The 12,356-nt window shown below is 33.0% G+C and carries 11 protein-coding genes; 2 read left to right on the top strand and 9 right to left on the bottom strand.

All coding sequences use genetic code 11. The features are described 5' to 3' along the window. Positions 1–24 precede the first annotated feature (24 nt). Positions 25–852 carry a DNA/RNA non-specific endonuclease gene (locus AC4FRF_RS10560; RefSeq protein ID WP_491159475.1) on the top strand — a complete coding sequence of 276 codons (828 nt, stop codon included), beginning with the start codon at positions 25–27 and terminating at the stop codon, positions 850–852. 23 nt (positions 853–875) lie between these two features. Here AC4FRF_RS10560 and rodA read toward each other — a convergent pair whose 3' ends face one another. The 6 genes from rodA to purH all read right to left on the bottom strand — a co-directional run bounded on the left by rodA (position 876) and on the right by purH (position 8,077). Further along, positions 876–2,108, bottom strand: a complete 1,233-nt coding sequence (rodA, locus tag AC4FRF_RS10555) for a rod shape-determining protein RodA (RefSeq protein WP_491159474.1) — start codon at positions 2,106–2,108, stop codon at positions 876–878. 15 nt (positions 2,109–2,123) lie between these two features. Beyond that, entirely contained in the window at positions 2,124–4,061 is a 1,938-nt protein-coding gene (gene mrdA / locus AC4FRF_RS10550) for a penicillin-binding protein 2 (protein ID WP_491159473.1), read from the bottom strand. After that, a complete protein-coding gene (locus AC4FRF_RS10545) occupies positions 4,058–4,564 on the bottom strand; it encodes a rod shape-determining protein MreD (protein ID WP_491159472.1) in 507 nt (168 codons plus the stop codon). The genes mrdA and AC4FRF_RS10545 overlap by 4 nt, the downstream gene beginning before the upstream one ends. Continuing rightward, entirely contained in the window at positions 4,557–5,384 is an 828-nt protein-coding gene (gene mreC / locus AC4FRF_RS10540; protein WP_491159470.1) for a rod shape-determining protein MreC, read from the bottom strand. The genes AC4FRF_RS10545 and mreC overlap by 8 nt, the downstream gene beginning before the upstream one ends. 83 nt (positions 5,385–5,467) lie before the next feature. After that, positions 5,468–6,496: a rod shape-determining protein gene (locus tag AC4FRF_RS10535; RefSeq protein WP_026712801.1), complete on the bottom strand. Its 1,029-nt coding sequence runs from the start codon at positions 6,494–6,496 to the stop codon at positions 5,468–5,470. Positions 6,497–6,550: 54 nt separating this feature from the next. Next, complete coding sequence (gene purH, locus AC4FRF_RS10530) at positions 6,551–8,077, bottom strand: bifunctional phosphoribosylaminoimidazolecarboxamide formyltransferase/IMP cyclohydrolase (protein ID WP_491159469.1); 1,527 nt, start codon at positions 8,075–8,077, stop codon at positions 6,551–6,553. Positions 8,078–8,270: 193 nt separating this feature from the next. On the opposite strand from purH, the gene AC4FRF_RS10525 reads away from it, so the two are divergent. Continuing rightward, positions 8,271–9,521 (top strand): ABC transporter permease, encoded by a 1,251-nt coding sequence (locus tag AC4FRF_RS10525; RefSeq protein WP_491159467.1) that lies wholly within the window; start codon positions 8,271–8,273, stop codon positions 9,519–9,521. 122 nt (positions 9,522–9,643) lie between these two features. Here AC4FRF_RS10525 and AC4FRF_RS10520 read toward each other — a convergent pair whose 3' ends face one another. From AC4FRF_RS10520 to fbaA, 3 genes are all read right to left on the bottom strand, one after another. Further along, complete coding sequence (locus tag AC4FRF_RS10520; protein ID WP_491159466.1) at positions 9,644–10,249, bottom strand: hypothetical protein; 606 nt, start codon at positions 10,247–10,249, stop codon at positions 9,644–9,646. A gap of 88 nt (positions 10,250–10,337) precedes the next feature. After that, positions 10,338–11,192: an acetyl-CoA carboxylase, carboxyltransferase subunit beta gene (accD, locus tag AC4FRF_RS10515; protein WP_491159465.1), complete on the bottom strand. Its 855-nt coding sequence runs from the start codon at positions 11,190–11,192 to the stop codon at positions 10,338–10,340. Positions 11,193–11,276: 84 nt separating this feature from the next. Continuing rightward, positions 11,277–12,344 carry a class II fructose-bisphosphate aldolase gene (gene fbaA / locus AC4FRF_RS10510; protein ID WP_491159464.1) on the bottom strand — a complete coding sequence of 356 codons (1,068 nt, stop codon included), beginning with the start codon at positions 12,342–12,344 and terminating at the stop codon, positions 11,277–11,279. Positions 12,345–12,356: the final 12 nt, after the last annotated feature.

Below are 12,356 nucleotides of genomic sequence, written 5' to 3'. Positions count from 1 at the left end.
CGGTTTTTATTTAATTTAAAGCGTATGAAAAATAGAATTTTTGTTGTAATTGCTCTTGGATTTGTTTTTTTAGGTTGCAAACAAAATAGAATTAATGAGTTAGAGTTCAATGAAAAGACAGATGAATTAATGAAAACTGCTGATTTGAATTTGTCTCAAAAAGCAAAGAAAACATTAGATTTTTATTTACCTACTTCAACAACTTCTCAAATTGTAAAACATAATTTTTATACTCTTTCTTATAATGAAAAAGCCGAACAGGCCGAATGGGTAGCTTATGAATTGAAAAAGGAGTATGTGAAGAATAACGATTTTAAACGTCCTTTTTTTATTGAAGATCCAAAGGTGACTACTCGATCTGCTGATTGGAAAAATTATAAAAAATCAGGTTATGACAAAGGGCATTTGTGTCCAGCTGCCGATATGGAATTTGATATAGATGCTTATAATGATACTTTTTTCACATCTAATATTAGTCCACAAAATCATGATTTTAATGCCGGTATTTGGAATCGTTTAGAGCAGAAATTTCGCTATTGGGCTGTAAAGAATGACGGTTTGATTGTGATAACAGGTGGTGTCTTAAAAGGGAGTTCAAAATCTATAGGACGAGAACATGTTGTAGTGCCTAATTATTTTTATAAGATAGCATTAAGTCAATCAAATGGAAATTATAAGATGATTGCTTTTCTAATCCCTAATAAAAAAAGCAGTAAACCAATTTACGATTATGTGGTTTCAGTTGATGAAATCGAATCCTTAACAGGGATTGATTTTTTTTCTAGACTAGACGATAAAACTGAAAGTAGTTTAGAAAAGAATGTTACTCTAAGTTCTTGGTTTGCTAAATAGAATTGTTTAAGTCAATATAACTATTACCATTCGTTCACCTTATTGGCATCCATTTTAAGGAAAATAAATAGTAAAATAGTAAAACCCCATAAACCGGAACCTCCATAAGAAAAGAAGGGTAGAGGAACACCGATTGTGGGGAAAATACCCGCAACCATGGCGATGTTTACAAAGAAATGGATAAATAATATGGCTGCTGTACAATAACCATATACTCTGCTGAATTTAGTTTTTTGTCTTTCAGCCAGATAGATAATTCTTAGAAATAAAGTCACAAACAGGGTTACTACGACAACTGAGCCTACAAAGCCCCATTCTTCTCCTACGGTGGTAAAGATATAATCAGTGTGTTGTTCAGGAACAAATCCTCCTTTTGTTTGTGTACCTTCTAAGAATCCTTTTCCAAACCAACCACCTGATCCAATGGCAATTTCTGACTGATTGGTATTGTATCCAATTCCTTTTAAATCAACTGTTTTTCCTAGCAAAATATTAAAACGGTCTCTGTGGTGTTGTTGAAAAACATGCTGAAATACATAGTTTACAGATAAAACAAATCCTGAAATCAATACAAATATAAGGCTGCTGGCTATAATGTTTCTATCGGCTAATCTTGATCTGAAATAAACGATAATTATAGTTATTAAAGCCATTAAAATAACATACTGAGGCTCGAAAATTAACGTAAATACAAATAACAAAATGGCAATAAATCCTGTCCAAATGTACCAGGCTGGCAAGCCTTCGCGATACAGTACTACTATAAGGAAGCAGTAGATTAAGGCACTTCCAGGATCGTGAAAAACGATTAATAAAATAGGTAATCCTAAAATGCAAAGTACTTGAAATTGCCTATTGACATCTTTCAAATTAATTTGGGTGTCACTTAAGTATTTAGCTAAGGCTAAAGCGGTAGCGGATTTTACAAATTCTGAAGGTTGTACACCAAAAGAACCAAAAGAATACCAGTTAGCTTGTCCTTTAATTGTTTTTCCAAATACAAATAAACCAGCCAAAGAGAGTAGTCCTACAATATAAATAACACTTGCATATTTTTCATAAAATTTTCCATCAACGAAAAGCAAAACAAAAATCAAAGGAATGGTAAGGATAATAAACATTAATTGTTTATTTGAAGTTCCTTCCATAGAAGATAAAGAGGAAGAATAGATATTTAACCATCCTAAAATTACTAAGGTGCTATAAATAATAACACATATCCAGTCAATATTTTTCTTTACACTTTGATTTTTCATTTGTAAAAGAATCTCTTAATTATTTTTTTTGGTTGTATCTATTACTGTATTTGTTTGAACAGAAAGAGTTGATTTATTGATGCTGTCTTTGGGAGTTGTTTCAATGGCACTAGCTTCTTTCATTCCACCTAAAATTGCATATCGATCTTTAAGGCTTGTTCCTAAAACTCTTTTTTCTAGATCAGTTCTGGTTATTTTTTTTCTCAAATATTTCTCAATCATCAAACTGGCAATTGGACCTGCAATTGTGGCGCCAAATCCTCCATTTTCTACTAAAATAGCAATTGCAATTTTAGGATTGTCTTTTGGGGCAAAAGCAACAAAAATGGAATGGTCTTTCAGTTGGACTCTTTTTCCATCAATTTTAGCAAAATTTTCGGCTGTTCCTGTTTTACCGCAAATATCAATTCCGTCGACACGCAAGGAACTTGCCGTTCCGTAGTTATATACATCAAATAGTCCTTGAATGACTGGTTTAAAATATTGCTTGTCAATAGTTGTAAGGTGTTTTGTGGTGAATTTTGGATCGATGGTTCCGCCTTTTATTTTTTTGATGATATGAGGCGTGTAATAATAACCTTCATTAGCAACAGTTGCTATCATATTAGCAAGTTGAATAGGCGTCATTAAAACTTCTCCTTGACCAATAGAATTGGAAATAATTGTTTTTCCGCTATAATGCCAGTCAGGGTATATTTTTTTATACAATTTAGAAGTTGGAACATTTCCTCTTCTTCCTGTAGGTAAATCATAGCCCATAAATTGTCCGAGTCCGAAGCTTTTAACATGATTGCTCCAAGTATCTACAGCATAAGGTGTGTTTTTGTATTTTCCAATTATACGTAAATAAACATTTGCAAAATAAGAATTACAAGAATTGTAAATACCATTATTCAATTGATGTGGACCAAATCCGTGACACTTCATGAATCGCCCTGGTGCATAACTAAAACCATGATGACACATAAATGTGGTGTGTTCGTCTATAACTCCTTCCTGAAGCCCAACTAATCCTGTTAATATTTTAAAAGGAGAACCTGGAGGATATTCAGCCAATAATCCTCTGTCGTATAATGGTTTTGCAATAGAATCACGGTACAATAAAGTATAGTTTTTAGAGCGTTGTCTACCCACTAAAATAGAAGGGTCATAGGATGGTGCAGTTACTAATGCCAGGATTTCTCCTGTTTTGGGTTCTATGGCTACAATTCCTCCTCTTTTGTTAATCATTAATTGTTCTCCATAACGTTGTATTTCAGAGTCAATAGTTAGATTGATGTCTTCACCTTGTACGGCAATGGTATCGTATTTTCCGTTTTTGTACGAACCTATTTCTCGATTGTATTTGTCTTTTTGAAAATATTTTACTCCTTTTATTCCGCGTAAGATTTCTTCGTAATATTGTTCTACTCCTTGTTTCCCTATTAAGTCTCCACTTTTATAGTATGGGTTTTTTTCGATTATTTTTTCGTTAACCTGTGTGATAAATCCAAAAATGTTAGCGCCAAAATCTACTTCATAATCACGAAGGGAACGTTTTTGGACATAGAAACCTTCAAATTTCCTAATTTTTTCTTGAAATGCTGCATATTCGCTTTTGTTTAATTGTGGTAAGAAAACAGAAGGAAGTCTGGGGCTATAAATTTTAGCTTTGGCTATTTTTTCTAAAAAATCTTCTTTAGTGATGTCTAATAATTGACAAAATTCAATGGTGTCCAGATTTTTTATTTCTCTTGGAATAACCATAATATCATATGAAGATTGATTGGCAACAAGTAGTTTTCCATTTCTGTCATAGATATAACCTCTTTCAGGATATTCGTATTTTATTTTAATAGCATTGTTGTCCGATTTTAATTTGAAAGTATCGTCGATAATTTGCAAATAAAAAATCCGAATTAGTAGCAAAGATGCTGCAACAATTATGATAGAAGGCAGCAGAAGTTTTCTCATCGTTTGTTTGGCTTAATAAGATATATTATTATAATACAACTAATAATTGTAAAAACGGTACTTAGTAAGGTTCGAATTAAAATATCGAAAATAAAACTTACTTGAAAGGCTTCTAATATAAATAGGCTAAAATGATGGATGACTACCGCTAGTAGTATAAAGGTGAACCTTTCAGGGGTTAAAGAATCGTTTAGTTTAATAGTTTGGTATTCGTAACTAACACCAAATGCAAATTTAAAAATATATGGTCTGTAATACGCTAAGAGTAAACAAGCTGTAGCATGAATTCCACCTGAATTTGAAAATAAATCCATAATTATTCCCAGTAAAAAACTGCTTAATAAAAGAGCAGATCTATTAGAATTTACAGGATATAATATTATGAACAAGATGTACGGTAATGGCATTATATAGCCTAAAAAGTTCATGTTGTTGAATACAACAATTTGAACGGCTAATAATAAAATAAACCTCAAGATATTGACTAACAAAGTGCTATTCATCTTTTTTGCTTCCTTTTTCTAGATTATTTACTTCATCTCTATCTTTGCTTTTAATGATATAAACGTGACCTAAATTAGTCATGTCATTGAACAATTTGACATCAATAACATAATAGTTAGTTTCTTCTTCATAGTAATACTTGTAGATAGTGCCAATATTGATGTTTTCGGGAAAAATCACCGATTGTCCTCCAGTTACAATAGTGTCACCTTTTCTAATCGCAGCTAGTCGGGGAACATCAGTTAATTGAACAAAACCAGTACTTTTACCATTCCAGCTTAATGAACCAAAGTGATTGGATTTTTTTATTTTAGCGTTAATCTGTGTTTTAACATTTAATATACTAACTACAGTAGAGTAGTTAGGAGATGTTTTGTCTACAATACCTACTATTCCTAAATTGTTAATTACTCCCATATCTGGTTTTACTCCTTCATTAGAGCCAGAATTCAAAGTTAAGAAGTTTTCGTGTGTGTTGTAGGTGTTGTGGATCACTTTTGAAACTAAAACATCTTCTGGAGGAATACCTTTTAGTTTTTCCAGTTTCTTTAAAGCTAAAGTGTCTTTTGTGTTGAAAAGAATACTTTTGAGTCTGGCATTTTCAAGAGCCAAAGCATCATTTTCAGTTTTTAGATTTAAATATTCGGTGATGTTGTTTATTTTTTCATAAACGCCACCCGTTAAAAAATTAGCAGAACTAATAATTCTACTTTTATGATAAGAATGAGACTGTATCGTAAGCAAAAGCGAAACGCATAATAACAGCAAAAACAGTAATTTGCTACTGTTTTTGAATATAAAATTAAATATTTGCTGCATTCTCTTGTTTGGTTATTAATTTCAGAATATGCTAAATGTATTTGTGGCTCTTGCCACAAATACATTTTATTTTAGAAAATAGATTATTTGATTAAAATACTCTTGAATTTTCCAATATTTTTAAGTGCCATTCCTGTTCCTCTAACTACGGCTCTTAATGGATCTTCTGCAATATAAACTGGTAAATCTGTTTTTTGAGAAATACGTTTGTCTAGACCTCTAAGCATAGAACCTCCACCCGCAAGATAAATTCCTGTGTTGTAGATATCAGCTGCTAATTCAGGAGGAGTTTGCGACAAGGTTTCCATTACAGCATCTTCAATTCGTTGAATAGATTTATCTAAAGCTTTTGCAATCTCACGATAAGAAACATCCACTTGTTTTGGTTTTCCAGTTAACAAATCTCTACCTTGTACAGACATATCTTCTGGAGGTGTTTCCAAATCTTCTATGGCTGCACCAATTTGAATTTTTATTTTTTCAGCAGTACTTTCTCCTACAAATAAGTTGTGTTGTGTACGCATGTAATAAACAATATCATTTGTGAAAACATCACCAGCAATTTTTACCGATTTATCACATACAATTCCTCCTAAGGCAATTACTGCAATTTCAGTAGTACCACCTCCGATGTCAACAATCATGTTTCCTTTTGGTTGCATGATATCAATTCCAATACCAATAGCCGCTGCCATTGGTTCATGAATTAAGTACACTTCTTTTCCGTTTACTCTTTCACAAGATTCTTTTACAGCACGCATCTCAACTTCAGTAATTCCTGAAGGAATACAAACCACCATTCTTAAAGCCGGAGTAAACATTCTTTTTTTCAATGCAGGGATACTGTTGATAAACATTTTTATCATTTGTTCCGAAGCATCAAAATCAGCAATTACACCGTCTTTTAGAGGCCTAATGGTTTTAATGTTTTCATGTGTTTTACCTTGCATTAGGTTGGCTTCTTTACCAACCGCAATAATCTTACCCGTTATTCGGTTTCTAGCAACGATTGACGGACTATCAATGACAACTTTATCATTATGTATGATTAGTGTATTAGCGGTACCAAGGTCTATCGCAATATCCTCGGTCATGAAATCAAAAAATCCCATACGATTTTTAGGGGTTTAAAAGTTAAAAATTAGGAGCGTACAAAGTTAGTCAAATTAATGTTTGAAATGACGTGTCCCTGTAAATACCATTGCCAAATTATTTTCGTTACAATAGTCGATACTTAATTGATCTTTAATTGATCCTCCTGGTTGAATTACAGCTGTAATTCCAGCTTCTTTTGCAAGAGCTACACAGTCTGGAAATGGGAAAAACGCGTCGCTTGCCATTGATGCCCCAGTTAAATCAAATCCGAAGTGTTTCGCTTTTTCAACCGCTTGTTGTAGTGCATCAACTCTTGAAGTTTGACCTGTACCAGATGAAATTAAGGTTCCGTTTTTAGCGAAAACAATTGTGTTTGATTTGGTATTTTTACAGATTTTAGAAGCAAAAATTAAATCTTCAATTTCTTGTTCTGTTGGACTTGTAGTGGTAACGGTAGTTAAATCTTTTTTATTGTCTGTAATGTTGTTTCTTTCTTGAATTAACAATCCATTTAGACAAGTGCGAACTTGTTTTTGTGGTAATTCAATATCATTTTGAACTAAAATAATTCTGTTTTTCTTTTCTTGTAAGATAGTTACAGCTTCTTCTTCATAAGCAGGAGCAATCACTACTTCGCAGAATAATTTATTGATTTCAGTTGCTGTTGCAACATCGATTTTAGTATTTGAAATTAAAACTCCTCCAAAAGCTGAAGTTGGATCGCAAGCTAATGCTGCTAAATAAGCTTCGGAAATTGTATTTCTGGAAGCTAATCCGCAAGCGTTGTTGTGTTTTAATATAGCAAATGTAGGTCCGTCAGTTTTGAATTCGTTAATTAAATTCACTGCCGCATCAACATCTAATAAGTTGTTGTATGATAATTCTTTTCCGTGTAATTTTTTGAACATTGCGTCAAAATCCCCAAAGAAAAATCCTTTTTGGTGTGGGTTTTCTCCGTAACGTAATACTTGGCCATCAGCAATACTTGCTTTATAAATAGTTTCGTCAGTGTTGAAATAGCTAAAAATAGCTCCGTCATAATGTGAAGAAACGTGGAATGCTTTAGTGGCTAATAATTTTCTATCTTCTAAGGTAGTTGCTCCGTTTTGTTTTGTAATCATGTCTAAGAACAAAGCATATTCGTTCATAGATGGCACAATTACGGTGTCTTTAAAGTTTTTAGCAGCTGCGCGAATCAATGAGATTCCACCGATATCGATTTTTTCAATAATATCTTGTTCGCTGGCTCCAGAAGCTACTGTTTTTTCAAATGGATATAAATCTACAATAACTAAATCAATCTGAGGAATGTTGAATTCCTTCATTTGTTGAACATCACTTTCATTGTCCTGACGGTTCAAAATTCCTCCGAAAATTTTTGGGTGTAATGTTTTTACTCTTCCACCTAAAATTTCAGGAAATGCAGTAATGTCTTCAACAGCAACAACAGGAATGCCTAAATTTTTTATAAAGTCTTCTGTTCCTCCAGTTGAGTATAGAGTTACATTTTGACTGTGTAATAATTTAACAATAGGCTCAAGACCTTCTTTCGAAAATACCGAAATTAATGCAGATTGAATTGTTTTTGATGTGCTCATGAATAGTTTAAATTATAAAATGCAAAAATAGTTTTTTAATGTGAAAAGTAGCTATCTAGAAATGAGATAATTTATATTTAATAAACTTTTTTTTAATATGAGTGAAATAGCTGTATTTTATTGTGTTAAAAGAATTTTATATTAGGTTTTTGAAAATTATTTACAGAATTTTACCTTATTAAAAAATGTTTTTATGTTGTTATATCTTCGATTGTTGAAAGAAAGTTTTGCTTTTGCTATCAATGCACTGCGAAATAATAAATTAAGAACCTTGCTTTCTCTACTTGGAGTAACAATTGGAATCTTTTCTATCATTGCGGTTTTGGCTGCAGTGGATTCTTTGGATAGAAAAATAACCAGTGATTTGAGTGGTTTGGATAAGAACACCATTTACTTGATGAAATTTTCGTTTGGTCCCTCGGATATTCCAAAATGGAAAAGAGATCATTTTCCAAATGTAAAGTACGATGAGTATGTTTATTTGAAAGGTGCAATGAATAATACAGCCGAATTAGGCTATCAAATTTTTACCAAAACAGAAAATATTAAGTATGATTCCAAGGTAGTGAGTGATGTGAATATGGTTTCTGTTTCTCAGGAGTTTATTGATATTCAGGGTTTGGAGTTTGAGAAAGGACGTTTCTATACAGAGTCGGAAGCAAATTCAGGAGCAAAGGTTATTGTGATAGGAAATGATATTGCGACTAATTTATTTGATGATTTGAATCCAATTGGGAAAAATGTTAGGGTTTATGGGCAGCGTTTTACAGTGATTGGTGTTTTGGCTAAAAAAGGAGCCAGTCTTTTTAACAACAATAACGATACTTCTGCTTTTATTCCAGTTAATTTTATCCGACAAAAATTTGGAGATAATAATACTTCGCTTACTAATGTTATTATTTTTAAGCCTGTTGACGGTGTAGATATGGAGGCTTATAAGGCTGAAATTTCCCAAAAGTTGCGCGCTTATCGCGGAATTAAAGCAGGGGAAATGGATGATTTTTTTATTAATGTTTTCTCTGGATTTACTGATTTTATAGATGGAATCATCGGAAGTATGAAATTAGGAGGCTGGGTGATAAGTGGATTTTCACTATTAGTTGGTGGATTTGGAATAGCCAATATCATGTTTGTTTCGGTTAAAGAGCGTACTCATTTAATTGGGATTCAAAAATCATTAGGAGCCAAGAATCGATTTATATTGTTTCAGTTTTTATTCGAAGCGATTATTTTATCGGTTATCGGTGGAGTAATTGGATTATTGATGGTGTGGGGAATTGCTGTTGGTTTAACCAAAGCCTTGGATTTTGAATTTGTATTGGGTATGTTTAATATTCTTTTGGGAACTGGATTAGCTGGAATTATAGGTTTGATTTCTGGAATTTTACCGGCTATTTCAGCTTCTAAATTAGATCCTGTGGAAGCGATTAGAACGGGGATGTAGTTTTAGATTGCAGAGTCATTGCGAGGAACGAAGCAATCTCATTATCAAATTCTGCTTAGTATTGGAATTCTTTGTGTGTACAAGTAAGATGCATGCGTCAGCATGGGGGGCTCAAATAAGTTTTAATTTGTTTTATGTGGGAGTTTGATTCTTGTTGTGTCCCATTTAATTTCATTTGAATAATAATATTTTTCGGTTTTTTTGTAGTGAAGCACTGTGTCTTCTTCTTGTGTTGTTCTTCTAATGAGATAGGTTGGAATTTTGTTGTGTTTTAAAAAGTCTAAGAAAGCGGTGTTTTTTATGGTGTCATTTTGCGATGCGATAATTAAAATTTGTCTGTCTTTTTCTTTAGACAAAATGTTTTCCGTTAAAAAATCATTTAAACTGTTTTGAGGGATTTTGATAAAATCCTTTGGATGTAAATCTTTAAAATGTGGAAGTGTATCGTTTTCTTGTCCAAAGCTGCAAAAGTTTATAAAATATTTGTTTTGATAGAAAAACAGATTGTCGTTTTTATCAATAATAAGTTGATGTTCTGCGTAAAACCCTTTTTGTGGAGGAGGAGGAGGGGGTATTTTGCTTTTTTTGTCTATTGAATCATAGCAATTTTGGAGTTTTTTGTCTTCATAAGAGATAATGTAAGAGTTTCTTTTTGATGCAATCTTTTCTTTTTTAATACAATTTGCAAAAAGCAAACAAACAATAATTCCTATGACTATTCTTTTCATATTCGAATGATTTAAAATAAAGATAAAAAAAATCGCATCCCGATAGCTATCAAGATGCGATTTAATATGTTTTATGAAACTTGAAAAACTATCTAATTTCATTATTTTGAATCAAATCAATATACAAGTTAATCTTGTCTTTCAACTCTTTTCTAGCCGTGATAAAGTCTAAGAAACCGTGCTCTAAAAGGAATTCAGCCGTCTGGAAACCTTCTGGTAAATCTTTTCCTGTAGTGTCTTTTACAACACGTGGTCCAGCAAAACCAATTAAGGCTCCGGGTTCAGCAATGTTGATGTCTCCTAACATAGCGTAAGAAGCAGTTGTTCCTCCAGTAGTTGGATCGGTACACAATGAAATGTAAGGTAATTTAGCTTCAGAAAGTTGGGCAAGTTTAACAGATGTTTTTGCTAACTGCATTAAAGAATAAGCAGCTTCCATCATTCTGGCTCCACCTGATTTAGAAATCATAACAAATGGTAATTTGTGTTTGATTGCATAATCAATTCCTCTGGCAATTTTTTCTCCTACAACAGCTCCCATAGAACCACCAATGAAGGCAAAATCCATACAGCAAATCACTAAATCTTTTCCTTTAGATTTACCAACAGCAGTACGAACAGCGTCTTTTAATTTGGTTTTCTCCATAACGTCTTTCAAACGATCTGCATATTTCTTTGTGTCCACAAAGTGCAAAGGATCTTTTGAAGTAATGTTAGGGTCTAATTCTGTAAATTCATTGTTGTCAAATAAGATTTCAAAATAAGTAGCACTGCCTATTCTCACGTGGAAACCATCTTCAGGACTAACAAATAAATTGCGTTCTAATTCTTCTGCATCAATAATTTTTCCAGTAGGAGATTTGTACCAAAGTCCTTTTGGCACATCCATTTTTTGTTCGGTAGGAGTTGTGATTCCTTTTTCTTGTCTTTTAAACCAGGCCATTTTGAGTGTTTTAGATTTAAGATTTAAAATTGCAGATTAAAGATACCACAAAGGATTCTATAATCTGCAATCGTAACCTAAAAATTAAAGCGTATTTACGTTATTCAAGTCAGCAAAAGCTTGTTCCAATCTTGCGTTGAAAGTAACTTCTCCTTCACGTAACCATTTTCTTGGATCGTAATATTTTTTGTTTGGAGCGTCAGCACCTGTTGGGTTACCAATTTGAGTTTTTAAGTAGTCAATATTGTTTACCATGAAATCACGAATTCCTTCAGTGAAAGCAAATTGTAAATCAGTATCAATGTTCATTTTGATAACTCCGTAGCTAATTCCTTCTCTAATTTCTTCTAAAGTTGAACCAGATCCTCCGTGGAATACAAAGTCAACAGGGTTGTGTCCAGTGTTGAATTTTTGTTGTACGAAATCTTGAGAGTTTTTCAAGATTTTTGGAGTTAATTTTACGTTTCCTGGTTTGTAAACCCCGTGAACGTTTCCAAAAGCTGCAGCAATTGTAAATTTAGGACTTACTTTAGAAAGTTCTTCGTAAGCATAAGCTACTTCTTCTGGTTGAGTGTATAATTTTGAACTATCAACATCAGAGTTATCAACACCATCTTCTTCTCCACCTGTAATTCCAAGTTCGATTTCTAATGTCATTCCGATTTTGCTCATTCTTGCTAGGTAAGTTTTGCAAATTTCGATGTTTTCTTCAATTGGCTCTTCAGATAAGTCAATCATGTGAGAGCTAAATAAAGATTTTCCAGTTGCAGCAAAGTGCTCTTCTGAAGCGTCTAATAGACCGTCAATCCAAGGTAATAATTTTTTTGCGCAGTGGTCAGTATGTAAAATTACTGTTGCTCCGTATGCTTCTGCTAAAGTATGGATTGCTTTTGCTCCTGCAATTGCTCCAGCGATAGCTGCTTTTTCACCTGCGTTAGAAAGTCCTTTTCCTGCATTAAATTGTGCTCCTCCGTTTGAAAATTGGATAATAACTGGGGCATTCAATTTAGCTGCAGTTTCCAAAACACCATTGATAGTGTCAGAACCTGTAACGTTTACCGCAGGAAGTGCAAAGCCTTTTTCTTTTGCATAATTAAAAATTTCTTGTACTTGATCTCCAGTTGCTACACCTGCTTTTATGTTGTGTGCCATGTTGTTCTTTGT

This window comes from Flavobacterium sp. ST-158, from assembly GCF_058309975.1.
The sequence above is the reverse complement of the archived record's forward strand: the minus strand, read 5'-3'. Positions and strand labels throughout refer to the sequence as shown.